This is a genomic window from Paraburkholderia sp. BR10937 (assembly GCF_040965695.1).
Taxonomy (GTDB): Bacteria; Pseudomonadota; Gammaproteobacteria; order Burkholderiales; family Burkholderiaceae; genus Paraburkholderia.
Genome location: NZ_JBFRCL010000001.1, coordinates 66,591 through 91,627, shown reverse-complemented (window position 1 = coordinate 91,627; position 25,037 = coordinate 66,591). Strand labels below are relative to the sequence as shown.

The 25,037-nt window shown below is 65.7% G+C and carries 20 protein-coding genes; 13 read left to right on the top strand and 7 right to left on the bottom strand.

The window, feature by feature from the left end:
- Nucleotides 1–123: 123 nt before the first annotated feature.
- The 6 genes from AB4Y44_RS00395 to kdsD all read right to left on the bottom strand — a co-directional run bounded on the left by AB4Y44_RS00395 (nucleotide 124) and on the right by kdsD (nucleotide 5,573).
- Nucleotides 124–1,641, bottom strand: coding sequence for an RNA polymerase factor sigma-54 (locus AB4Y44_RS00395; protein ID WP_368698409.1), 1,518 nt, complete (start codon nucleotides 1,639–1,641; stop codon nucleotides 124–126).
- A 280-nt stretch (nucleotides 1,642–1,921) separates the two neighbouring features.
- Nucleotides 1,922–2,713, bottom strand: a complete 792-nt coding sequence (gene lptB, locus AB4Y44_RS00390) for an LPS export ABC transporter ATP-binding protein (RefSeq protein ID WP_342919443.1) — start codon at nucleotides 2,711–2,713, stop codon at nucleotides 1,922–1,924.
- A complete protein-coding gene (gene lptA / locus AB4Y44_RS00385) occupies nucleotides 2,710–3,402 on the bottom strand; it encodes a lipopolysaccharide transport periplasmic protein LptA (RefSeq protein WP_368682783.1) in 693 nt (230 codons plus the stop codon). The genes lptB and lptA overlap by 4 nt, the downstream gene beginning before the upstream one ends.
- 31 nt (nucleotides 3,403–3,433) lie before the next feature.
- Nucleotides 3,434–4,036 carry an LPS export ABC transporter periplasmic protein LptC gene (gene lptC / locus AB4Y44_RS00380; protein WP_321923231.1) on the bottom strand — a complete coding sequence of 201 codons (603 nt, stop codon included), beginning with the start codon at nucleotides 4,034–4,036 and terminating at the stop codon, nucleotides 3,434–3,436.
- Nucleotides 4,033–4,587 (bottom strand): HAD family hydrolase, encoded by a 555-nt coding sequence (locus tag AB4Y44_RS00375; RefSeq protein WP_342919441.1) that lies wholly within the window; start codon nucleotides 4,585–4,587, stop codon nucleotides 4,033–4,035. Before AB4Y44_RS00375 ends, lptC begins: the two co-directional genes overlap by 4 nt.
- On the bottom strand, nucleotides 4,587–5,573 hold the full coding sequence (kdsD, locus tag AB4Y44_RS00370; RefSeq protein ID WP_342919440.1) for an arabinose 5-phosphate isomerase KdsD: 987 nt from the start codon (nucleotides 5,571–5,573) through the stop codon (nucleotides 4,587–4,589). Before kdsD ends, AB4Y44_RS00375 begins: the two co-directional genes overlap by 1 nt.
- A gap of 225 nt (nucleotides 5,574–5,798) precedes the next feature.
- Here kdsD and AB4Y44_RS00365 point away from each other — a divergent pair, with 225 nt between their 5' ends.
- From AB4Y44_RS00365 to AB4Y44_RS00305, 13 genes are all read left to right on the top strand, one after another.
- Nucleotides 5,799–7,814: a cation:proton antiporter gene (locus AB4Y44_RS00365; protein WP_342919439.1), complete on the top strand. Its 2,016-nt coding sequence runs from the start codon at nucleotides 5,799–5,801 to the stop codon at nucleotides 7,812–7,814.
- 97 nt (nucleotides 7,815–7,911) lie between these two features.
- Nucleotides 7,912–8,478: an adenine phosphoribosyltransferase gene (locus tag AB4Y44_RS00360; RefSeq protein WP_342919438.1), complete on the top strand. Its 567-nt coding sequence runs from the start codon at nucleotides 7,912–7,914 to the stop codon at nucleotides 8,476–8,478.
- 35 nt (nucleotides 8,479–8,513) lie between these two features.
- Entirely contained in the window at nucleotides 8,514–9,128 is a 615-nt protein-coding gene (locus tag AB4Y44_RS00355; RefSeq protein WP_342919437.1) for a LysE family translocator, read from the top strand.
- Nucleotides 9,129–9,146: 18 nt separating this feature from the next.
- Complete coding sequence (locus AB4Y44_RS00350; protein ID WP_368698408.1) at nucleotides 9,147–10,031, top strand: DUF4743 domain-containing protein; 885 nt, start codon at nucleotides 9,147–9,149, stop codon at nucleotides 10,029–10,031.
- A gap of 76 nt (nucleotides 10,032–10,107) precedes the next feature.
- Nucleotides 10,108–10,977 (top strand): formyltetrahydrofolate deformylase, encoded by an 870-nt coding sequence (gene purU / locus AB4Y44_RS00345; protein ID WP_342919435.1) that lies wholly within the window; start codon nucleotides 10,108–10,110, stop codon nucleotides 10,975–10,977.
- Between the two features lie 247 nt (nucleotides 10,978–11,224).
- A complete protein-coding gene (locus AB4Y44_RS00340) occupies nucleotides 11,225–12,550 on the top strand; it encodes a nitrate/nitrite transporter (protein WP_368698407.1) in 1,326 nt (441 codons plus the stop codon).
- A gap of 45 nt (nucleotides 12,551–12,595) precedes the next feature.
- Nucleotides 12,596–13,990: a NarK family nitrate/nitrite MFS transporter gene (locus AB4Y44_RS00335; RefSeq protein WP_368698406.1), complete on the top strand. Its 1,395-nt coding sequence runs from the start codon at nucleotides 12,596–12,598 to the stop codon at nucleotides 13,988–13,990.
- Between the two features lie 169 nt (nucleotides 13,991–14,159).
- Nucleotides 14,160–17,885 (top strand): nitrate reductase subunit alpha, encoded by a 3,726-nt coding sequence (locus AB4Y44_RS00330; RefSeq protein WP_368698405.1) that lies wholly within the window; start codon nucleotides 14,160–14,162, stop codon nucleotides 17,883–17,885.
- Nucleotides 17,882–19,435 (top strand): nitrate reductase subunit beta, encoded by a 1,554-nt coding sequence (narH, locus tag AB4Y44_RS00325; RefSeq protein ID WP_368698404.1) that lies wholly within the window; start codon nucleotides 17,882–17,884, stop codon nucleotides 19,433–19,435. The genes AB4Y44_RS00330 and narH overlap by 4 nt, the downstream gene beginning before the upstream one ends.
- Before the next feature lie 16 nt (nucleotides 19,436–19,451).
- Nucleotides 19,452–20,153: a nitrate reductase molybdenum cofactor assembly chaperone gene (narJ, locus tag AB4Y44_RS00320; RefSeq protein ID WP_368698403.1), complete on the top strand. Its 702-nt coding sequence runs from the start codon at nucleotides 19,452–19,454 to the stop codon at nucleotides 20,151–20,153.
- Entirely contained in the window at nucleotides 20,150–20,833 is a 684-nt protein-coding gene (narI, locus tag AB4Y44_RS00315; protein WP_368698402.1) for a respiratory nitrate reductase subunit gamma, read from the top strand. The genes narJ and narI overlap by 4 nt, the downstream gene beginning before the upstream one ends.
- Before the next feature lie 268 nt (nucleotides 20,834–21,101).
- Entirely contained in the window at nucleotides 21,102–23,102 is a 2,001-nt protein-coding gene (locus tag AB4Y44_RS00310) for a type IV pili methyl-accepting chemotaxis transducer N-terminal domain-containing protein (protein WP_368698401.1), read from the top strand.
- 72 nt (nucleotides 23,103–23,174) lie between these two features.
- Nucleotides 23,175–23,861: a response regulator gene (locus tag AB4Y44_RS00305; RefSeq protein ID WP_368698400.1), complete on the top strand. Its 687-nt coding sequence runs from the start codon at nucleotides 23,175–23,177 to the stop codon at nucleotides 23,859–23,861.
- A 30-nt stretch (nucleotides 23,862–23,891) separates the two neighbouring features.
- Here the strand turns inward: AB4Y44_RS00305 and AB4Y44_RS00300 are convergent, their stop codons facing one another.
- Complete coding sequence (locus AB4Y44_RS00300) at nucleotides 23,892–24,977, bottom strand: AI-2E family transporter (protein WP_342919433.1); 1,086 nt, start codon at nucleotides 24,975–24,977, stop codon at nucleotides 23,892–23,894.
- Nucleotides 24,978–25,037: the final 60 nt, after the last annotated feature.

The following is a 25,037-nucleotide window of genomic DNA, read 5'->3' as shown; positions in this document are numbered from 1 at the left end:
GGTCGACTGTCTGCCTGTGCGCGGCTCCCCGAAAGGCCTGCGACGGCGGGCTAACTCGGCCGGCCATGTCCGCCAACGGGCGTAGCGGCCGGAAAACGCCTGCTCCGTAAAAGCCGGAACAGGCTAAAGAGACTTGCGCAGATTGACCGCCGGAATCTTCAGCGCCTCGCGATACTTCGCAACGGTACGTCGCGCGACCACGAAGCCCTGTTCCGCCAGCAGTTCGGCTATGCGGCTGTCTGAAAGAGGAGATTTGGTGTTCTCGGCTCCTATGAGTTGCTTGATGAGGGCGCGGATGGCGGTGGACGATGCAGCGCCTCCGGTGTCCGTCGATACATGCGATCCGAAGAAGTACTTAAATTCAAGTGTCCCGAATGGAGTCAGCATGTATTTACCGGTTGTCACACGCGAGACAGTAGATTCGTGTAGGCCCAGCGTATCAGCAATCTCCCTCAAAACCAAGGGGCGCATGGCGATTTCGCCGTGCACGAAAAAGTTCTTCTGACGCTCGACGATAGCCTGCGCGACACGCAGGATCGTCTCGAAGCGCTGCTGGATATTCTTGATGAGCCAGCGCGCTTCCTGCAGCTGCTGGCGCAGCGAACCGCTGCCCGGATCGCCACGGTTGTTGCGCAGGATATTCGCGTACAGGTGGTTGATGCGCAGCTTCGGCACCACCTCGGGGTTCAGCTCCGCATGCCAGTTCTGGCCGGCCCTCTTCACGATGATGTCGGGCACCACGTAATCGGCTTCGGCCTTGCCATACGACGCACCCGGGAACGGTTCGAGCGAACGGATCAGCGCATGCGCATCGCGCAGCTCGTCGTCGCCCGTCTTCAGTTGCTTGCGCAACCGCGTGAAGTCGCGCGCCGCGAGCAATTCGAGATAGTTCGACACGATCTCGAGCGCGAGCGTGCGCGTGGGCGACGCATTGACGCGCAGCAGCTGCAGCTTGAGGCACTCGGAGGCCGAGCGCGCGCCTACGCCCGCAGGGTCGAAGCTGTGCAGCAGCGCGAGCGCCGCATTGAATTCGTCGGCGTCGACTTCGAGTTCTTCGGGAATGTCGGCAAGAATTTCCTCGCAGGTCGCGCTGAGGTAGCCGTCTTCATCGAGCGATTCGATCAGGAAGGTGATGAGCGCGCGGTCGCGCTGGCTCGCGTTCGTTTCGCGCAGCTGCGCCATCAGATGGTCGCGCAGCGTGGTGGTCGATTCGTGGATCTGCAGCGGCGGCAGGTCGTCGTCGTCGGAGGCGTTGCCCGAGCGGCCGTAGTCGTCCAGGTTCCACTGGCTCGCGTCGCCGTTCGCGTCGCTGCCAAGGCCGTCGTATTCGTCCACGCCGCGCGGCTCGCTCTCGCTGTTCTCGCCACTGCCGTTGGACGCCGAGGTGGAACTGTTCGCGCCCTGCATCGGCTCGGCGCCGGAGGGCGTGGGCGGCTGCGCGATGACCGAGCCGTCCGCGGCCACGCGCAGCGGGCTCGCGATCCAGTCGTCCTCGTTCTCGAGCAGCGGGTTCTGCGAGATCGCCGTCGCGACCTCCTGCTGCAGTTCGAGCGTCGACAGCTGCAGCAGCCGGATGGACTGTTGCAGTTGTGGCGTGAGCGCAAGATGCTGCGAAAGGCGGAGTTGGAGGCTGGCTTTCATGGCGGTGTGCGAACCATTGTAAAGAGTTTGCCACGCGGACGAAACCACGGGGCATTCGCAAAAACGAGCGTGCGCCACGCCGGTGCGTGCCCGGAATTTGGTGCGCAAACAGGGACGCTGCCCGGCCTGCCATGCACCGTTTTGGGGGCACGGTCGATACCGCGGAGTTACACGGGGAAATGCGAAAGATGAGGCCGGAAAAACGCGACAGCCGGTCGCGCGCGCCCGGGTGGGCGCTGCGGGACTGCGGTGAACGGGCGCGCGAGGCGCGCCCGGGGGCTTACATGCGGAAGTGCTCGCCGAGATAAACGCGGCGTACGTTCTCGTTCTCGATGATCTCGCCGGGCGCGCCGGCCGCGAGCACGCTGCCGTCGCTGATGATGTACGCGTGATCGCAGATGCCGAGCGTCTCGCGCACGTTGTGGTCGGTGATCAGCACGCCGATGTTGCGCTGCTTGAGGAACTTCACGATCTTCTGGATTTCCAGCACGGCGATCGGGTCGACGCCCGCGAACGGTTCGTCGAGCAGGATGAAGCTCGGGTCGGTAGCGAGCGCGCGCGCGATTTCGACGCGCCGGCGTTCGCCGCCCGACAGCGACAGGGCCGGATTCTCGCGCAGATGCGCGATTTGCAGCTCGTCGAGCAACGCTTCGGTGCGCTCGGTGATGACGTCTTTCGACAGACGTTTGCCGTTGCCGTCGACCTGCAGTTCGAGCACCGCGCGGATGTTCTCCTCGACCGTGAGCTTGCGGAACACCGAGGCTTCCTGCGGCAGGTACGAAAGACCGAGCGCCGCGCGCTTGTGGATCGGCAGAAGGCTGATGGAGCGGCCGTCGAGGTCGATCTCGCCGGCGTCGAGCGGCACGAGACCCACGATCATGTAGAACGAGGTGGTCTTGCCGGCGCCGTTGGGCCCGAGCAGCCCGACCACTTCGCCGCTCTTCACGTCGAGCGACACGTCCTTGACGACGGTGCGCGAGCCATAGCGCTTCTTCAGGTTGCGCACGACGAGCGTGCTCGTCTTGCCGGCCAGCTGGCGGCCGTAGCTTTGGGTGGCGGTGACGGTATTCACTGTGGCGGCGCTTCCTGCAGCTTGGTGGACGGCGTGAGGGCGGCCGGGGCGCCGGCGGGCGGCTGTGCGCCGGTGGTGGTGTTGCGCGGCGAGAGCATCGCGCGAACGCGCCCGCCCGGGTTGCCGGGGCCTGCGACGTCCTTGCCGGAGCGTGCCGTATAGAAGTCGTTCTGGCCGTCGTACGTGACGACGCTGCCGTGGACCTGATCCATCACCGTCGAGAGGCCCTGCAGGCGGCGCACCGTGGCGCGCGTCGTGAGCGTGGTGAGGTCCTGCTTGCCGTCGTAGTCGATGCGCTCGGCCGTGCCGTCGACGTATTCGTCGAGGCCTTCGCGCTTCTGGCGGAAGTAGGCGAGCTTGTCGGCGGGCGTGCCCGGCGCGACGGTGCCGGTCGCGAACTGGTAGCCCTGCGGGTCCTGCGTGACGACGAGCTTGTCGGCCTTGATGAGGATCGTGCCCTTGGTGGCGACCACGTGGCCCGTGAAGACGGTCTGCTGCTTCAGATCGTCATAGGTCATGTTGTCCGCTTCGATATTGAGCGGCTTGTCCTTGTCGGCGCGCTCGGCGTGGGCCGCGGGCGCGAGGCCGGCGAACAGCAGCGCGCTGGCGAGCGCCATCAGCGCCGCGAAGCGTGCGCGGCGCGCGTCGGGCGAACGGCCGTTCAGTGGACGGGGGAGCGAATCGTTCATGCAATCGTGCCTTGCGTGGACGGCCCGGCGTTCAGGACGAGCCGCCGGAGTCTGCCGGGGCGATGGCTCCACGGACGTTGCCGAAGAGCTGGATGACCCGGGAGACATTGTTGTAGTTCATGCCGCTGGTGGCCGTCATGACCGACTGGCCGCGTCGAAGTTTAACCGGCTTTTCGGTCAGGATCACATCGTCGTTCACGAGCACTTTGAAATGCTCGGAATCAGCCTGCATTTCGGGGTCGCCGGCGCCGGCCGCGCGCAGAATGCGCGCGTTGTCGTACAGATTGACGATCGAGGCGTCGGCGTTGACCGTGCCGCGCAGCCCGGTGGCCGTGACGATCGGCTTGCCGGGCTGGAACGCGCGCACGGCCGGGTTCGTGAGGTCGCTGTTCTCGTCGTCCTCGTAGTGAACCATGTGCGTGGCCGTGAGCCGGTACTGCGTGGCGCCCGACTGGTCGAGCTCGGACACCGAGAAGTTGTCGGCGAAATAGTCGGGCGTATGCGTGAGCGGACGCGGCGCCGCCTCCTTCTCGCGCGGCTGGACGGCCTGCAGCAGCCACCACGTGAAACCGGCGAGCGCGGCGACGCACACGAGCGGCACGAGCGAGGTGAGGCGGAACTTCTGGTGGTTCATCGCGGCATCCCGGCGAGCGGCGCGCAGGCCGCGGCGAGCAGGGCGTCGTAGCGGTTCTGCGCGCGCAGGATCAGGTCGGTGACTTCGCGCACGGCGCCGTGGCCGCCCACCTTGTCGGACACCCAGTGGGCGCGCGAGAGCACGTCCGGGTGGGCGTTCGCGGGCGCGGCCGCGAACCCGCACTGGAGCATCACGCCGAGGTCAGGCCAGTCATCGCCCATGTAGCCGCACGCTTCGGGCGCAATGCCCGTTTGCGAGAGCAGCTCGGCAAACGCGACGCGCTTGTCTTCCACGCCTTGCCACAGATGCGTGATCTTCAGTTCCTTCGCGCGCACGGCGACGATCTCCGAACGGCGCCCGGTGATGATGGCCGTGTCGATGCCGGCTTCGCGCAGGAGCTTCGCGCCGTGGCCGTCGAGCGAGTTGAACGCCTTCATCGTGTCGCCCGCGCCGGTGAAGAGCAGGCCACCGTCGGTGAGCACACCGTCGATGTCGAAAATCATCAAGCGCACACGCGCGGCGCGCGCGGTTGCGTCGAGTGGGGTAGCCATCAGATCACCTTCTTGGAGAACAGGTCGTGCATGTTGAGGGCGCCGATCAGCGTGCCCTCGGCATCGACGACCAGCATCTGATTGATGCGATGGCGCTCCATCAGTTCCACAGCTTCGACGGCAAGTTGGTCCGGGCCGATCGTGCGCGGGCCTTTCGTCATGACCTGCGCGATCGGCAGGTCGCGGAAATCGCCCACGCGCTCGAGCACACGGCGCAGGTCGCCATCCGTGAAGATGCCCTGCACGTGGTCGTCGGCGTTGACGACCGCCGTCATGCCCATGCGCTTGGCCGTGAGCTGGAAGAGGGCGTCGCGCACGGTCACGTTGTCGCGCACCTTCGGAATTTCGTCGCCCGTGCGCATTACGTCGCGCACGTAGGTGAGCAGGCGCCGGCCGAGCGCGCCGCCCGGATGCGAGCGCGCGAAGTCGTCGGCGCCGAAGCCGCGTGCGTCGAGCACGGCGACCGCGAGCGCGTCGGAGAGCGCGAGCGCCGCCGTCGTGCTGGCGGTGGGCGCGAGGTTCAGCGGGCAGGCCTCCTTCTCCACGCCGGCGTCCAGATGCACGTCGGAGAGCTGGCCGAGCGTCGACTGCGGGCGATTGCCCGTCATGCCGATGAGCTTCGCGCCAATGCGCTTGACGAGCGGCAGGATCGCCACGAGTTCTTCGGATTCGCCGGAATTCGACAGGCCGATGAAGACGTCGTCGGCGGTGACCATGCCGAGGTCGCCGTGGCTCGCTTCCGCCGGATGCACGAAGAACGCGGGGGTGCCAGTGGAGGCCAGGGTGGCCGCGAGCTTGCGGGCAATATGGCCCGATTTGCCGATGCCGGAAACGACCACGCGTCCGCGGCAGCTGAGGATGAGGTCGACCGCGCCGACGAAGTTGTCGTCGAGCCGGTCGCGAAGCCCGCGCACGGCGTCCGCTTCGATGTCGAGCACGTTGCGAGCGAGCTTCAGCGCCCGGTCGCCATTGATTTTCGCTATCATCCGCGGAGTATAGCAAAGGCGTCTGCGCGCCGCGCCAGCGCCCCCAGCGCCCAAAACCCGTGCGCGAGCCGCCTGGCTTGCCCAGCCGTTTCTCCGTAGCCCTTCCCAATTAGCCCGTTGTTAATGTAAACAGGCCCTAGCCGCCCCTGCGTCGATGATTGACACGGCGCGGGGCAGAATTTGCATCGCCCGTAACGACGCAGACGAACGAGGACGCTTCACACGATGATCTCCCCGCTGGAAATGACGCTGTTCCTGCTGCTCGCCTCGGTAGTTGGCGTCGTGCTGTTTCGTTATCTGAATCTGCCGCCGATGCTCGGCTACCTCACGGTGGGCATCCTGGTCGGCCCGCGCTCGCTCGGCATCGTGCCGGACACGCATGGCGCGCAGAACCTGGCCGAGTTCGGCGTCGTGTTCCTGATGTTCTCCATCGGCCTCGAGTTCTCGCTCTCGAAGCTGCGCGCCATGCGCCACGCCGTGTTCGGCCTCGGGCTTTCGCAGGTGCTGGGCACGATCGTGGTGGCGCTCCTGCTCGGGCTCGTGCTGGAGCCGTGGGTGCATATCACGTGGCAGGCCTGCGTGGCGCTGGGCGGAGCGCTCGCCATGTCGTCGACGGCCATCGTCAGCAAGATGCTTTCCGAGCGGCTCGAGATCGAATCGGAGCATGGCCGCAACATTCTCGGCGTGCTGCTGTTCCAGGATCTGGCCGTGGTGCCGCTTCTGATCGTGATCGCGGCGTTCGGCGGCTCGTCGGCGTCGCTCGTCGAGTCGCTCGGCACGGCGGCCGTGAAGATCGTGCTCGCGCTCGGCATTCTGCTCATCGTCGGGCAGAAGTTCATGACGCGCTGGTTCACCGTGGTCGCGCGCCGCCGCTCGCAGGAGCTGTTCGTGCTCAACGTGCTGCTTGTCACGCTGGGCGCCGCGTTCATCACCGACAAGTTCGGCCTCTCGCTCGCGCTCGGCGCCTTCATTGCGGGCATGCTGATCGCCGAAACGCCGTACAAGCACCAGGTGGAAGAGGACATCAAGCCGTTTCGCGACGTGCTGCTCGGCCTTTTCTTCGTGACCACGGGCATGCTGCTCAACCCGCACGTGATCTGGCAGCACCCCATCATGGTGGCGGCGTTCTTCCTCGGGCCGGTCGTGCTCAAGGCCGTGCTCATCACCGCGCTCACGCGCATCTTCGGTGCTTCGCCGGGCGTGGCCATGCGCACGGGTCTCGGCCTCGCGCAGGCGGGCGAATTCGGCTTCGTGCTGCTGAACCTCATTCTCGACAAGCATCTGGTCGACGCCACGCTGCTCCAGGCGATCCTCGCGGCCATGCTGCTGTCGATGCTCGCCGCGCCGTTCCTGATCCAGAACGCCGACCGCATCGTGCTGCGCCTCTCCTCGACGGAATGGATGCAGCAGTCGCTGATGATGACGCGCATCGCCACGCAAAGCATCAAGCAAAGCGGCCATGTGATCGTGTGCGGCTACGGCCGCGCGGGGCAGAACCTCGCGCGCATGCTCGAATACGAAGGCCTTTCGTACGTCGCGCTCGACCTCGACCCCGACCGCGTGGCGGCGGCCGCGGCGGCAGGCGAATCGGTGGTGTTCGGCGACGCCGCGCGGCGCGAGTCGCTCGTCGCGGCGGGCATCCACCGCGCGGCCGCGGTGGCGATCACGTATGCCAATACGCAATCGGCGTTTCGCGTGCTCCATCACATTCACGAGCTGGAGCCCACCTTGCCCGTGATCGTGCGCACGGTGGACGACGCCGATCTCGAACGCCTGCTCGCCGCGGGCGCGACCGAGGTGATTCCGGAGATCGTGGAAGGCAGCCTGATGCTCGCCTCGCACATGCTGGTGCTGATGGGCGTGCCGATGCGGCGCGTGGTGCGCCGCGTGGAGGAACTGCGCGACGAGCGCTACAGCCTCCTGCGCGGCTACTTCCACGGCACCGACGATGTGGGCGAGGACGGTCACGAGCAGGTGCGGCTACAATCCGTACCGGTCGACGAGCGCGCCGACGCCGTGGGCCGCACGCTCGCCGAGCTGGGCCTGTACGAGCTCGGCGTCGAGGTGACGGCGATCCGCCGCCACGGTATTCGCGGCGTGGAACCGGACCCATCGACCAGGCTGCGCGAGGCCGACATCGTCGTGCTGCGCGGTCTGCCCGAGCAGCTCGCGCAGGCCGAGGAGCGGCTTTCGCGGCATCGCAAGCCCGGTGCGGCGGGCGCGGGTGCGGCGGCGGCCTGATACGCCGTCGTCGGCGCAATCGCGAGACCGCGCCAAAGGTTCGCGCCCCGTTCAAAACACTCTGCCGTTCTTTATCTAGCCACTACCCGGAGAAATCATGTCCAACGCACCTGCGAACCCGAGCGCCGAAGCCGCCCAGTTCGTGAAAAGCCTGATTCGCACGGTGCCCGACTGGCCTGCGCCGGGAGTGCAGTTCCGCGATATCACGCCGCTCATCGGCCATCCGAAGGGCCTGCGGGTGCTGATCGACCTGTTCGTCGAGCGCTATGTCGATGCGAAGCTCGACTACGTGGCAGGGCTCGATGCGCGCGGCTTCATCATCGGGCCGATCGTCGCGTACGAGCTGAACGTGGGCTTCATTCCGATCCGCAAGATCGGCAAGCTGCCGTACAAGACGGTTTCCGAGACCTACAAGCTCGAATACGGCGAAGCGACCGTCGAGATTCACGAGGACGCCTGCGGCAAGGGCGACCGCGTCGTGATCGTCGACGACCTGATCGCCACCGGCGGCACCATGATGGCCGGCAAGCTGCTGCTCGAACGCCTCGGCGCGAGCGTGGTGGAGGGCGCCGCGATCATCGACCTGCCGGATCTGGGCGGCTCGAAGCTGCTCACCGATGCCGGCCTGCCGCTCTTCACCGTGACCGCCTTCGGCGGCCACTGAAACAACCCGAACGCCCACCGTCACGAGTCGATCTCATGCCGAATTTCGCGCTCTTTCTCGCCACCTCCATCGCCATCACGTTCGCGCCCGGTCCCGACAATCTCCAGGTGCTCGCGCGCGGCATTTCGCAGGGTCGCGCCGCCGGTCTCGTGGCCGCGCTCGGTTTCGCCGCGGGCGTGACGTTCCACACCACGCTCGCGGCACTCGGCGTGGCCGCCGTGCTGCGCTCTTCGCCGCTCGCGTTCCAGATCCTCAAGCTCGCCGGCGCCGCGTATCTCGTGTGGATCGGCGTGAAGGCGCTGCGCAGCCAGGGCCTCGCCGCCGCCGGCGACAAGCCGCGCCAGCCGCTCTCCGCGATCTTTCGCCAGAGCGTGCTCGGCAACATCATGAACCCGAAGGTGACGCTGTTCTTCGTCGTGTTCCTGCCGCAGTTCGTCGACCCGCATGGCGCGCAGCCCGTCACGCTGCAGATGCTCGAGCTCGGTCTCGTGTTCATGGCGCAGACGGTCGTGGTGTTCTCCCTCTTCGGGCTGTGCGCGGGGACGATCGGCGGCTGGCTGAAGCGCCGCCCGCGCGCGGGCGTGTGGCTCGACCGCCTCGCCGGTGTCACCTTCATCGCCATCGGCATTCGCGTCGCCTTGCGTGACTGATCTACGGAGTCCTGATCGATGACCTTGCCTTGCATTACCGACGCGCGGCGCTTCGATGCCGGCGCCCATCGGCCGTTTCATATCGGCGACGAGCGCGTGGGCTGGATACGCGAGAACGACGTGGCGCTGCTCGCGCGCTGGCCCGACGTGTTCGAAATCGACGGCGATGCGCACATCGCGCGCGTGACGCTCGCCCCGCACTTCGACAACGTCACGACGCGCAGCGCGGCGCTCGGCTCGGTGATCGGCGCGCTCGCGGCGGAAGGGCACATTCCGGGCTGGCGCAACGAAACCTACGCGATCCGCAACGCCTTCGATGCGCCGCCGCTCGCCTTTATCGAGCGCGCGGCCTCGCGCTTTTTCGGCACGATGACGTACGCGGTGCATCTGAACGGCGTCGTAGAATACGCAGATTCCGGTGCGGCCGGCGTAGGTGCGCCCGGCGCGCCGCAATTGTGGATCGCGCGGCGCAGCGACACCAAGGCCACCGACCCCGGCATGCTGGACAACGTCGTGGCGGGCGGCATCGGCTGGGGCCTCGGCATCGAGGCCACGCTCGTGAAGGAATGCTGGGAAGAGGCGGGCATTGCCGAGGAGCTGGCGCGCGAGGCGCGCGCGGGCCGCACCGTGCACGTGCTGCAGTCGCTGCCGGAAGGCACGCAGGCCGAGCAGATCTTCATCTACGATCTCGTGCTCCCGGCCGACTTCGTGCCGCACAACCAGGACGGCGAAGTGGGCGAGCATCGCCTCGCGCGCATCGACGAAGCCGCGCGCTGGATCGAGGAGGGCGAGATGACGGTGGACGCGAGCCTCGCGACGCTCGACTGCCTGTTGCGCCGCCAATGGATCGACGAAGACGCGTGCGAGGGCATTGCCGCGATCTTCGAACCGCCGACGCTGTGAAAGGGCGCCGGTTCTTTTAGCAAAGCCCCAAAGCCCTTTTAGAAACACCAAAGTATTGACGGGAGTTACCAAGGTCATGTCGACCGATCACAGCTTCATCCTCAAACTGTCGTGCGCCGACCGGCCTGGCATCGTGCATGCCGTGTCCGGCTTTCTGTTCGAGCGCGGCAGCAATATCCTCGACTCGGCCCAGTTCGGCGACAGCCACACGGGCGAGTTCTTCATGCGCGTGCACTTCCAGCAAGTGGGCGGCGACCCGGGCCTCGACGGCCTGCGCAGCGCGTTCGAGCCGCTCGCGCAGGAGTTCGGCATGCGCTGGGAGATGCATGACGCGAACGTGAAGCCGCGCGTCGTCATCATGGTCTCGAAGATCGGCCATTGCCTGAACGACCTGTTGTTCCGCTATCGCACCGGCCAGCTGCCTATCGAGATTCCGGCGATCATCTCGAATCACAAGGACTTCTATCAGCTCGCCGCGAGCTACAACGTTCCGTTCCATCACTTCCCGCTGCTCGGCGGCACCGAGGCCGACAAGGCCGCGCAGGAAGCACGCGTGCTCGAAGTGGTGAACCGCGAAGGCGCCGATCTCGTGGTGCTCGCACGCTACATGCAGATCCTCTCGCCGCAGCTCTGCAAGTCGCTCGAAGGCCGCGCGATCAACATCCATCATTCGTTCCTGCCGAGCTTCAAGGGCGCGAAGCCGTACTACCAGGCGTTCGATCGTGGCGTGAAACTGATCGGCGCGACGGCGCACTATGTGACGTCCGATCTCGACGAAGGCCCGATCATCGAGCAGGAAGTCGAACGCGTGGATCACAACATGACGCCGGACCAGCTCACCGCCATTGGCCGTGACGTGGAGTGCGTGACGCTCGCGCGCGCGGTGAAGTGGCACGTGGAGCATCGCATCGTGCTCAACGGGCACAAGACGGTCGTGTTCCGCTGATCATTGATTGGTCACGTGCGACACCATGCCGTAGCGTGTTTCATGACACGCTACGGCTTTTCGAACTATTCTTATTGCTCTCCGGCGCGTTCGCATGCATGCGATTTTTCTTCTGCGCCAACTCGCTCCCGCGGTACTACTCCTTAAGTTCTAGTGGCGCATCGTCACGCACTCCCTGCGGAGAATAGTCCGCACCTTTCGTCTTTCCTACTCTTGTCACGTCAACTAAACGACAAGAGGGAAATTCATGAAAGCCGCCCTATCCCCGCAGGCGGAACCCGTAGCCGATAGCCGTGCCTGGCGCGTGCTGGGTTCGAGTACCTTTGCGTTCACGATCTGCTTTGCCGTCTGGATGATGTTCGCGATCCTCGGCATTCCGCTCAAAAAACAGCTTCACCTCACCGATACCGAGTTCGGCCTGATTGCCGCGATGCCCGTGCTCACGGGCTCGCTCGCCCGCGTTCCGCTCGGCATCTGGACCGACCGCTTCGGCGGGCGCATCGTCTTCTTCATCACCATGCTCGTGACCGTCGTGCCGATCTGGCTCGTCTCGTACGCGACGCAACTTTGGCAATTCCTCACGCTCGGCCTGTTCGTGGGGTTCGCCGGCGCATCGTTCTCGGTCGGCACGCCCTATGTCGCGCGCTGGTTCCCGAAGTCGCGCCAGGGTCTCGCCATGGGCATCTTCGGCGCGGGCAATTCGGGCGCCGCGCTCAACAAGTTCGTGGCGCCGGTGCTGATCGTCGCGGCCGGCACGTGGACCATCGTACCGAAGGTCTACGCCGTCGCGATGCTCGCGACCGCGCTGCTGTTCTGGATGTTCTCCGCGAGCAACCCGGCGCACCGCGTGCCCGGCAAGGAGAGCGTAGCGGACCAGCTGCGCGTGCTCGCCGACCCGCGCGTGCTGCGCTATGCGCAGTACTACTCGGTGGTGTTCGGCGGCTATGTCGGCCTGTCGCTGTGGATGCCGCAGTACTACGTGAACCAGTACGGCTTCGATATCGAGCATGCCGCGTTTCTCGCCGCGTGTTTCTCGCTGCCCGGCGGCGTGCTGCGTGCGGTAGGCGGCTGGCTCTCCGACCGCTACGGAGCCTATCGCACGACGTGGGCCGTGATGTGGGTCGCGCTCGCGTGCTTCTTCCTGTTGAGCTACCCGCCGACCGACTTCACGATCCACAGCGCGCATGGCCCGCTCGGTCTGCATATCAGCACGGGACCGGTGTTCTACACGGTGCTGATGTTCGTCGTCGGCATTGCGATGGCGGTGGGCAAGGCCTCGGTCTTCAAGTTCATCGGCGACGAGTACACCGACAACATCGGCGCCGTCTCCGGCGTCGTGGGGCTGGCGGGCGGTCTCGCGGGCTTCGTGCTGCCGATCCTGTTCGGCCTGCTCGTCGACCTCACGGGCGTGCGCACCACCTGCTTCATGCTGATGTTCGGCGCCACCCTCGTGAGCCTGCTGTTCATGCACTTCTCGTTCCGCCCCGAAGCGCTCGCCCACGGCAGCGCGAAGCTTGCGCGCAAGGTTCGCGCCGCGACGCCGGCGCCGCAGGAAACCACGTACTCCGAATGATCCAACTCGCGCCGCATGTGCGGCGCCTACTGAACGAGCACAATCATGTCCAAGTATCTCCTGACCCAATGGGAGCCCGAGAACACCCGGTTCTGGCAGGCTTCCGGCGAGCAGATCGCCACCCGTAACCTGTGGATTTCGATTCCCGCGCTGATGCTGGCGTTCGTGGTGTGGTCGCTGTGGAGCGTCACGGTCGTCAATCTCGACAAGGGCGGCTTTCACTTCACCAAGAACGAACTCTTCTGGCTCACGGCGCTGCCTGCGCTTTCGGGCGCCACGCTGCGCATCTTCTATTCGTTCCTCGTGCCGATTTTCGGCGGCCGCCGCTTCACGGCGATCTCCACGGCGAGCCTGCTGATCCCGGCCTTCGGCATGGGCTTCGCGCTGCGCGATCCGTCCACCTCGTATACGACGCTGCTCGTGCTCGCCCTGCTGTGCGGTCTTGGCGGGGCGAACTTCAGCTCGTCGATGGCGAACATCAGCTTCTTCTTTCCGAAGGCGCGCAAGGGTTTCGCCACCGGCCTCAATGCGGGCATCGGCAACCTCGGCGTCTCGCTCGTGCAGTTCGTCACGCCGATCGTCATCTCGACGGCCGTGTTCGCCGGCCTGCTCGGCGACGGCCAGACCTGGGTGAAGGACGGCGTCGAACACAGCATCTGGCTGCAGAACGCGGGCTTCGTGTGGATTCCGCTCATCGTCGTCTCTTCGTTCGCCGCGTGGTTCGGCATGAACGACATCGCCGATGCGAAGGCCTCGTTCCGCGAGCAGGCCGTGATCTTCCGCCGCGCGCACAACTGGATCATGTGTTTTCTCTATGTCGGCACGTTCGGCTCGTTCATCGGCTTCTCGGCCGGCCTCGCGCTGCTCACGAAGGCGGAGTTTCCCGCCATCAACCCGACTGCATGGGCTTTCCTCGGGCCGCTCGCCGGCGCACTCACGCGCCCCGTCGGCGGCTGGATCTCGGACAAGCTCGGCGGCGCGCGCGTCACGCTCTGGACCTTCCTCGCGATGATCGTCGCGGTGATGGGCGTGATTGCGTTCCTGCCGGGCGGCGCGCTGGGCGGCGCACAGGGCAGCTTCGCCGGCTTCCTCGCGATGTTCGTCGTGCTGTTCGCGCTCACCGGCATCGGCAACGGTTCGACCTTCCGCATGATTCCCGTGATCTTCCTGACGCACCATCAACGCGCCGCGAAGGGCAACGGTGATGACGTGCAGCGCAGCGCGCTCGCCGAAGCGGGCAAGGAGTCGGCGGCGGTGCTCGGCTTCGCGGGCGCAATGGGCGCGTACGGCGGCTTCTTCATTCCGAAGAGCTTTGGCTCGTCGCTCGAAATGACCGGCTCACCGGTCGGCGCGCTCGTGTGCTTCATCGGCTTTTATGTGGTGTGCGCGGTGGTGACGTGGTTCTTCTACGCGCGCCGCAACGCATCCACACCTTGCTGAAGCGAACTAGTCCTTTGGGAGTAGTGCGAACTCTCCCGTTGATGAATGGGCAGGCACGCGCCTGCCCGCCATACTCGGAACGATACGGCTGCCTGTCGCCAGGCGTGCCACGCAAGCGGGCGGCGACAGGCGTGATCGATCGATTCCAGCAGCAGTCCCGGAGAACCTGATGAGTTATTTTCTGGACCGGTTGAAGTTCATGTCGCGCGTGAAGTCGACGTTTTCGAAGGGTCACGGCGCGGTAATGAACGAGGACCGCAAGTGGGAAGACGGCTATCGCAGCCGCTGGCAGCACGACAAGATCGTGCGCTCGACCCACGGCGTGAACTGCACGGGCTCGTGCTCGTGGAAGGTTTACGTGAAGAACGGCCTGATCACGTGGGAAACGCAACAGACCGACTATCCACGCACGCGCGCTGACCTGCCCAATCACGAACCGCGTGGCTGCCCGCGTGGCGCATCGTATAGCTGGTACGTGTATTCGGCGCAGCGCGTGAAGTACCCGATGATCCGCGGGCGCCTGATCGAAATGTGGCGCGAGGCGCGCAAGACGCTCGACCCGGTCAAGGCATGGGCTTCGATCGTCGAGGACCCGAAGAAGGCGGCGCACTACAAGCGCGCGCGCGGCCAGGGCGGCTTCGTGCGCGCCGGGTGGGACACCGCCACCGAGATGATCGCGGCGGCCAACGCCTACACCATCGGCAAGTACGGTCCCGATCGCGTAATGGGCTTCTCGCCCATTCCGGCAATGTCGATGGTCTCGTACGCCGCGGGCGCGCGTTACCTGAGCCTGATCGGCGGGGCGTGTCTGTCGTTCTACGACTGGTATTGCGACTTGCCGCCTTCCTCGCCGCAGGTGTGGGGCGAGCAGACCGACGTGCCCGAATCGGCCGACTGGTACAACTCCACGTATCTCATGGTGTGGGGCTCGAACGTGCCGCAAACGCGCACGCCCGACGCCCACTTCTACACCGAGGTCCGCTACAAGGGCACGAAGACGGTGGCGGTGTCGTCCGACTTCGGCGAGATGGTGAAGTTCGGCGATATCTGGCTCGCGCCGAAGCAGGGCACCGACGCGGCGCTCGCGCTCGCGATGGGCCACGTGGTGCTCAAGGAGTTTCACGCAACGGCGAAGTCCGCGTACTTCCGCGACTACGTGAAGCAGTACACCGACATGCCGATGCTCGTCACGCTCGCGAAGCGCGATGGCTCGCTCGTGCCGGACCAGTTCCTGCGCGCGTCGCAACTCGCCGCGAATCTCGACGAAGCGAACAACCCGCAGTGGAAGACGCTCGCGATCGATTCGACTACGGGCGACATCGTCGCGCCGAACGGCTCGATCGGTTTCCGCTGGGGCGAAGGCGAGCACGACGGCGGCAAGAAGGTGGGCCGCTGGAACCTCGAAATGAAGGACGGCGGCAGCGGCCGCGAAATCGATCCACTGTTGTCGCTCATCGACAAGCATGACGTAGTGGTCGAGGTGGGCTTCCCGTACTTCGGCGGCGAACATGGCGCGCTGCTCGCGCGCCGCGTGCCCGTGAAGCGCGTGGCGCTGGCGGACGGCACGAGCGTGCTGGTCGCCACCGTCTACGACCTGCAGATGGCCAACTACGGCGTCGACCAGGGGCTTGGCGGCCCGAACGTCGCGTCGTCGTATGACGACGACGTCCCCTGTACGCCCGCATGGCAGGAGAAGCACACCACGGTGCCGCGCAAGCTCGTGATCCAGGTGGCGCGCGAGTTTGCCGACAATGCCGACCGCACGCGCGGCAAGAGCATGGTGATCGTCGGCGCGGCCCTCAATCACTGGTACCACAACGACATGATCTACCGCGGCATCATCAATCTGCTGATGATGTGCGGCTGTATCGGCCAGAGCGGCGGTGGCTGGGCGCACTACGTGGGCCAGGAAAAGCTGCGTCCGCAATTCGGCTGGGCGCCGCTCGCGTTCGCGCTCGACTGGTCGCGCCCGCCGCGCCAGATGAACGGTACGTCGTTCTTCTACAACCACACGAGCCAGTGGCGCCATGAGAAGGTCAGCCTCGACGAGATCCTCGGCCCGGGCGCGGACCGCGAACGCTACAAGAACCTGTCGATGCTCGACCTCAACGCGAAGTCCGAGCGCATGGGCTGGCTGCCTTCGGCGCCTCAACTGGGCGCCAATCCGCTCGACGTCGTGGACGCTGCGCAGCGCGCGGGCGTGCCGCCGGTGCAGTACACCGTCGATCAGCTGAAGTCGGGCGCATTGAACTTCGCCTGCGACGACCCCGACAACCCTGCGAACTTCCCGCGCAACATGTTCGTGTGGCGCTCGAACATCCTGGGCAGCTCGGGCAAGGGTCACGAGTACTTCCTCAAGTACCTGCTCGGCACGCAGAACGCGCTGTTCGGCGACGAAGCCGACGCGATCAGGCCTTCCGAAGTGAACGTGCGCGAAGCGGCCGAAGGCAAGCTCGACCTGCTCACGGTGCTCGACTTCCGCATGAGCACCACGTGCCTGTACGGCGACATCGTGCTGCCCTCGGCCACGTGGTACGAGAAGGACGACCTCAACACGTCGGACATGCACCCGTTCATCCATCCGCTTTCGGAGGCGGTGCAGCCGTTGTGGGAGAGCAAGACCGACTGGGAGATCTACAAGGCCATCGCGAAGAAGTTTTCGGAGATCGGCGGCGCGCATCTGGGCACGCGCACGGACCTCGTGTGCACGCCGCTCATGCATGACACGCCGGGCGAACTCGGCCAGGCGTTCGAGCCGAAGGACTGGCGTCTTGGCGAATGCGATCTGATCCCGGGCAAGACCGCGCCTTCGATGACGCTCGTCGAGCGCGACTATCGCGAGATCTACAACAAGTTCACCTCCGTTGGGCCGCTGCTCGAAAAGCTGGGCAACGGCGGCAAGGGCATCAACTGGAACACCGTGCACGAGGTGGGCGAGTTCGCACAGCTCACGGGCATCCAGCAGAACCGCGGCGTGGCCGAGGGACGCCCGCGGCTGGAAACGGCTATCGACGCCGCCGAGATGATCCTCACCTTCGCGCCGGAAACCAACGGCCACGTAGCGGTGAAGGCGTGGGACGCGCTCTCGAAGATCACGGGCCGCGATCACACGCATCTGGCCGAAGGCCGCGAGCACGACAAGATCCGCTTTCGCGACGTGCAGGCGCAGCCGCGCAAGATCATCTCCGCGCCCACGTGGTCGGGGCTCGAATCGGAAGAGGTGAGCTACAACGCCGGCTATACGAATGTGCACGAGCTGATCCCCTGGCGCACGCTCACGGGCCGTCAGCAGTTCTATCAGGATCACCGCTGGATGCTCGACTTCGGCGAGGGCCTCTGCAACTACAAGCCCGCCATCGACACGAAGACGACCTCGCCGATGCTCGGCGCGAAACCCAACGGCGAGCACGAACTCGTGCTGAACTGGATCACGCCGCACCAGAAGTGGGGCATCCACTCCACGTACACGGACAACCTGCGCATGCTCACGCTTTCGCGTGGCGGCCCGCACGTCTGGGTCTCGGAAGCCGAGGCGAAGGAAGCGGGGCTCGTCGACAACGACTGGGTCGAAGTGTTCAACGTGAACGGCACGCTCACGGCGCGCGTCGTGGTGAGCCAGCGCGTGCCGCGCGGCATGTGCCTCATGTATCACGCACAGGAAAAGATCATCAATGTGCCGGGCGCGGAAACGAGCGGCATGCGCGGCGGCATTCACAACTCGGTCACGCGCACGGTGCTCAAGCCCACGCACATGATCGGCGGCTACGCGCAACTCGCGTATGGCTTCAACTACTACGGCACCGTCGGCAGCAATCGCGACGAGTACGTGATCGTGCGCAAGATGAAAAAGGTCGAGTGGCTGGAAGGCCCGATGAAGGAAGGAGCAGCATCATGAAAATCCGCGCCCAGGTGGCGATGGTCCTGAACCTCGACAAGTGCATCGGCTGCCATACGTGCTCCGTCACGTGCAAGAACGTGTGGACGTCGCGCGATGGCGTCGAGTACGCATGGTTCAACAACGTCGAGACGAAGCCCGGCATCGGCTATCCGAAGGAATGGGAGAACCAGGAAAAGTGGAACGGCGGCTGGGTGCGTAACCCGAACGGCAAGATCGAGCCGCGCCAGGGCCCGAAGCTCAAGGTGCTGGCCAACCTGTTCGCCAACCCGAACCTGCCCGGCATCGACGACTACTACGAGCCGTTCACGTACGACTACGAGCATCTGCAGAAGGCGCGCCTCTCGCAGACGCCGCCCACCGCGCGCCCCGTGTCCGTCATCACCGGCAAGAAGATGGACAAGATCCGTTGGGGTCCTAACTGGGAAGACGATCTGGGCGGCGAGTTCGCCTCGCGCAGCCGCGACAAGCTGTTCGAGAACGTGCAGAAGGAGATGTACTCGACCTTCGAGAACACCTTCATGATGTATCTGCCGCGCCTGTGCGAGCACTGCCTGAATCCCGCGTGCGTGGCGTCGTGCCCCTCGGGCTCGGTGTACAAGCGCGAAGACGACGGCATCGTGCTCGTCGACCAGGACAAGTGCCGCGGCTGGCGCATGTGCATCTCGGGCTGCCCGTACAAGAAGATGTACTTCAACTGGAAGAGCGGCAAGGCCGAGAAGTGCATCTTCTGCTATCCGCGCATCGAGGCGGGGCAGCCGACAGTCTGCTCGGAAACGTGCGTGGGCCGCATCCGTTATCTCGGTGTGATGCTTTACGATGCGGACCGCATCAGCGAGGCGGCCTCGGTCGAATCGACGCAGGATCTGTATCAGTCGCAGCTCGATGTGTTCCTCGATCCGCACGATCCCGCCATCCAGGCCGAGGCGCGCCGCCAGGGCGTGCCGCAGAGCTGGCTCGACGCTGCCGTGCGCTCGCCCGTGTACCGCATGGCGGTCGAGTGGAAGATCGCGTTCCCGCTGCACCCCGAGTATCGCACGCTGCCGATGGTCTGGTACGTGCCGCCGCTTTCGCCGATCCAGTCGGCCGCGGACGCGGGCCATATCGGCATGGACGGCGTGATTCCCGACGTGGCGAGCCTGCGCATTCCCATGCGCTATCTCGCCAACCTGCTCACCGCCGGCGACGAAAAGCCCGTGATTTCGGCGCTCAACCGCATGCTGGCGATGCGCGCCTACAAGCGCACCCAGGCCGTGGACGGCGTGAACGACAACGCGGTTCTCGCGCGCGCGGGCCTCACACCCGAACAGGTCGAGGACATGTACCGCACCATGGCGATCGCGAACTACGAGGACCGCTTCGTCGTGCCGTCGTCGCACAAGGAAATGGTCGAGGACTCGTTCAACGAGAAGGGCAGTTGCGGCTTCTCGTTCGGCAACGGGTGTTCGGGCGGCGTTTCCGAAGGCTCGCTGTTCGGCTCGAAGGTCGAAGGCAGCGTGGTGTATGTCGATATGCCGAAGTCGCGTCGCAAAACGCCGTCTGAAGCTTGAGCGGGAGGACGCCATCATGTCGATTTATCCGGTTCTCTCTGCGCTGCTCGATTATCCCGAGCAGCCCTTGCTCGACGCGCTCGACGAGATCGAAGCCGCGCTCGAAGCCCTGCCGAACGGCACATTCGCGGTGCGCGAACTGGCGCCGCTCATCGCGGCGCTGCGCGAGCAGTCGCTCGTCGAGTCGCAGGAGACGTACGTGGCCACGTTCGACCGCAATCCGCGCCACTCGCTGCATTTGTTCGAGCACGTGCACGGCGAGAGCCGCGCACGCGGCCAGGCGATGGTCGATCTGCTCGACGAATACCGCAACCATGGCCTCGACGTCGCGACGAGCGAGTTGCCCGACTACGTGCCGCTCTTTCTCGAAGTGCTCGGCCTGATTGGCGAGGAAGAGGCGAGCGCGCTGCTCGGCGAGGCGATTCACGTACTCGCGGCGCTCGGCAATCAGCTCGAGAAAAGTGAAAGCCCCTACGCGGGCATCTTCACGGTGCTGTGCGAGCTGACCGATGTCGAACCGCTGCCGCTCGTGGGCGCGCCCGTGCGCGACATGGACGAGGCGCTCGAACGCTTCGGCACCGGCGCGGACGGCGTGGAGCCGCTCGTGCACGCGTTCGGCGCGAGCAACTCGCCGCAGGTCGTTCAATTCCACCCGCGAGCGCAGTTTGCCGCGACCACTGCGACCACTCTGGCTGCCTGCGCAAAGGAATCGCCATGAACACGTTCAATCAGTTTTTGTTCGGCATCTATCCGTATATCGCCGCCGCCATCTTCCTGTTCGGCAGCCTCGCACGCTTCGAGCGCGAGCAGTACACGTGGAAGGCGGACAGCTCGCAGCTGCTCTATCGCGGGCATTTGCGGCTTGGCAATATCCTCTTTCACGTCGGCGTGCTCGGGCTTTTCTTCGGGCATCTGTTCGGTCTGCTCACGCCCGTCGCCGTGTGGGACTGGCTCGGCGTGCCGCACGCGGTCAAGCAGCTCGTGGCGATGGTCGCGGGCGGCGTGATGGGCTCGATGTGTCTGGTGGGCCTCGCGATCCTGCTGCACCGGCGGCTTTCGAACGCGCGCGTTTCGGCCGTGACGCGCGTGGGCGACAAGGTGCTGCTGTTGTGGCTGCTCGTCACGCTGCTGCTCGGGCTGGGCACCATCGGCGAATCGGCTAGCCACATGGACGGCGCGATGATGGTGCGGCTCATGACCTGGGCGCAGCACATCGTTACGTTCCGCGGCGACGCCGCAAGCTTCGTGGCAGACGCGCCGCTGATCTTCCGCATGCACCTCTTCATGGGCATGACGCTATTCGTGATCTTCCCGTTCACGCGGCTCGTCCACGTGTGGAGCGGGTTCGCCTCGATCACCTATCTCTCGCGTGCCTGGCAGCTCGTGCGCAGCCGCTAGCGGCCATCGTTTGCCTCTGGACGGCCGTGGGGATGGCCGTTCTTCGCGGGGAGCGAGCACGCTCGCCTTCCCCGCTTTTTTCACGATGTGCGCAGGCCACGTGGCGCGCAATATAGTTCACCGTGACTCGCCCGGGAGTCACGCGTCTGACGCATAGTGTCGCAGTTGGCCATGCAGACCGCGACATAGGGCGCGATCGGGGGCGCTCCGTCAGATAATGTCGGTATAGGCGCCGCCGTTTCGGCGCAGCCGATTCCCGGTCCCGGCCATGACTCCGTCTTCCGATTCCGCAACCGCCTCAGCCGGATCTTCCGGTGCGCAGGAAGCGCCGTTCCCGAAGCGGCTCTCTACGCGCATCGTTGTGCTTTCCACGGTCGCCCTCGCGCTCGTGCTCGCGATGATCAGCGGCACGCTCTGGCTTTCCTGGCAGCTCGAGGGCGGCGCGGCCGCGATCAACGACGCGGGCAGCCTGCGCATGCGCGCGAACGCGGTGGCGATCGCACTGTGGGAAGGCCGCACCGGCAAGCCTTCGCAAGTCGACGCCCAGATGCGCCAGCTCGACGAGACGCTGCGCGAATTGCGCGACGGCGATCCGGCGCGGCCGCTCTTTCTTCCCGCCGATGCCGGCATCCACGCACAGTTCGATCGCGTCGCGACCGCCTGGAACCAGGCGCTCAAGCCCGCTGCGCTGAGCGACCTCGCGGGCAGCGGGGGCGAGCCCTCGACGTACATCGGCCTGTTGCCCGGCTTCGTCGACGAGGCGAACCGGCTCGTCAGCCTGATCGAGCGCGAGAACGCGCGCAAGACCGCCTGGCTGCGCATTTCGCAGGTCGCGCTCGCGGCGCTTTCGTGTGTGGGCACGCTAGCGATCGTCTATTTGCTCTACCAGTGGTTCGTGGCGCCCGTGCAGCGTTTGCAGGAAGGGCTCGCGCGCATCGAGGCGCGCGAGTTCGACACGCGCTTGCCGGTCGAAACGTACGACGAATTCGGTCATCTCACGCAAGGGTTCAACCGCATGGTCGCGGAGCTGCAGGCGCTCTATCAGGACCTCGCCGAGCGCGTGGACGCCAAGACCGCGCAACTGGCAGCGCAGAACCGCGAACTCGCCACGCTCTACGAGATGGCGGCGTTTCTCAACACGCCGGGCCCGGCGGAAAGCCTGTGCCACGATTTCCTCACGCGCGTGATGCGCGAATTCGACGCCGACGGCGGCACGGTGCGCGTCGTTTCACCCGACGACGGCAATCTGCATCTGCTCGTCTCGGAAGGCATGCCTGAAACGATCACGCGCGCGGAGCAGTGCATGCCGGCGGCGGACTGTGCGTGCGGGGGCGCCACGGCCGAGGCGCCGGTCGTATTCGGCCTGATGGCGCAGCAAGGCGCGCACACGGCCGGCGGAGAAAGCGGAGAAAGCGGCCTGAGCGGGGCTTTTACGCAGCGCTGCCTGAAGGCGGGTTTCGTGAGCGTCGCGGTGTCGGCCATCGTCGCGCAGAACGAAACGCTCGGCACGTTTTCGCTGCACTTTCGGCGCGAGCGGGAGATTCCGCCGTCGGGCGTCCAGCTGCTCCAGACGCTCGGCCGCCACCTGGGCGTCGCGCTCATGAACCGGCGGCTCGTGGCGCTCGGGCGCCAGCTCGCCGTGTCCGAGGAGCGCAATCTCGTCGCCCAGGGGCTGCACGACAGCATCGCGCAAGGGCTGAGCTTCCTGAAGATGCAAGTACACCTGCTCGATGGGGCGGCGCAGCAGGGCGACCTCGACGAGATCCGCGAGATCGTGCCGCTGCTCGCGGGCGGCGTCGAGGAAAGCTATGACGACGTGCGCGAACTGCTGCTGAATTTCCGCACGAAGCTCGGCCCGGGCAAGCTGCGCCTCGCCGTGGAGGACACCGTGGCGCGCTTTCGCCGCCAGTCGGACGCCGAGCTGACGCTCGACTATCGCGACGAAGACGGGCCGCCGCTGCCGCCTGACCAGCAGCTGCAGGTACTCTTCGTGCTGCAGGAGGCGCTCTCGAATGCGCGCAAGCATGCGGAGGCGCTGCACGTCCAGGTGAGTGTCGTGAACGCGCGTGACTTCCGCCTCACGGTCGAAGACGATGGCGTGGGCTACGATCCCGCCGATATCGCCTCGCGCGGCGAATCGCACGTGGGCTTTCACATCATGCATGAGCGCGCGAGACGTCTTGCCGCCGTGCTCACGCTGCAGAGCGCGCCGGGCCGCGGTGCACGCGTCGAACTGGTGCTGCCCGCCGCGAGCCGCATGGCCGCGTGAATGCGGCCAACGAACCTGGCCGACGGCGTTACGATCAGAACCGGAAGACATCGCGACAAGACAACGATCCCCATGACCATACGCATTCTGCTCATCGACGACCACACGCTCTTTCGCTCGGGCGTGAGCGCGCTCCTGCAGCGCCAGCCTGACCTGGAGGTGGTCGGCGAGGCGTCGGACGGCGTGGAAGGCGTCAAGCGCGCGAAGCAGCATTTGCCCGACGTCATCCTGCTCGACCTGAACATGCCGGGCCTCTCGGGGCTCGAAACGCTGCAACTGCTGGTGGAAGACCTGCCGGACACGGCGGTCGTGATGCTCACCGTCTCCGAGGAAGCCGACGAGCTCACCGCCGCGATGCGCGAGGGCGCGCGCGGCTTCCTGCTCAAGAACATCGACGCCGACGCGCTCGTCAGGGCGATCCGCAAGGCCGCGAGCGGCCAACCGGTCATTACCGAGCACATGACGGCGAAGCTCGTGGAGCAGATGCGCAAGCCCGCGCAGTCGACCGGCACGACCGGCACCGCGCGCGCGAGCGCGGAGACGCTCACGGCGCGCGAGCGCGACATCGTGCGCGAGTTGGCGCGCGGCGCGAGCAACAAGGAGATTGCGCGTACGCTCGACCTGGCGGAGAGCACGGTGAAGATTCACGTGCGCAACATTCTGCGCAAACTCAATCTCACGAGCCGCGTGCAGGTGGCGATCTACGCCATGGGGCACGACGGCATGACCGACGTGTCCGGCGAGCCGCGCGGGCGTTGAAGTCCGCGCGCGGGCCCTGGCGAAAGCGGCTCAGACGAGCCGCAGATAAATCAGTTCGCGCTTGATATACGCGTAGAAAATCGGCGCGGCGATCACGCCTTGAATGCCGAACGCGGCTTCCATCACGAGCATCGCTACCAGCAGCTCCCACGTGCGCGCCTCGATCTGGCCGCCCACGATGCGCGCGTTCAGGAAGTATTCGAGCTTGTGGATCAGGATGAGAAACACGAGCGCGGTGACCGCCGCGGGCAGACTCACGGTGAGCGCGATGGCGACGATCAGCGTGTTCGAGATCAGGTTGCCGATCACGGGCAGCAGGCCCACCACGAAGGTCACCACGACCAGCATCTTCGCGAGCGGCAGCGGCGCGTGAAACAACGGCAGCGCGAGCAGGAGGAAGAGGCCGGTGAACACCGTGTTGATCGCGGAAATCTTCACCTGCGCGAACACGATGCGGCGGAACGCGTCGGCGAAACGCGACACGCGCGCGACGAACGCCGTGGAAAGCGGCAGCCGCGTGGCGTTCTTCTGCGCGCCAATGGCGATGATCGCGCCGATGATCATGCCGATCACGATATGCCCGAAGATGCGCGCAGCGTTCTTGCCGCCCTGGCCGAGCTGGGTGGCGTGCTCGTGCATGAGCGCGAGCGCCTTGAGCTTCATCTGGGCGACGTCCACGGGCAGATAGGCGGCGATGGACTCGGGAATGCGCCCGCGCGCCTGGTCGACGAACGTCATCATCTGCGCCATGACCTTCTGCACGCTCGGCACGTCGCTTTCGAACTGTTCGATGACGCCCACGGTGAGCCCCGTGAGCACGCCCACGATCACGATGGAAACCAGCACCACGGAGAGCCAGCGGGCGCGGCTGCTCGACATGCGCCGCTCGATGAGCGGCGAAATGGTATGCACGAGCTGGAAGACGAGCATACCCGCGAGCAGTGCGCCGAGCAGGTTCAGGTGCAGCACCGCCAGCATGCCGGCGAGCGCGGCCACATAGCTGCCGATTTCCACTGCCGAAAGCTTCGGCAGGCTCATGTCGCTCGTGAGCCTGACCGGGCGTGGCCGCAGGTCGCGCACCTGTTTATCTTCGGTCGCTTCGTTGCGCTTGACCATGTTGGGTATTTTCCGTCTCCAAACTTCGGGGGCGCACGCGCCCCCGACCCGTTGTTGCTG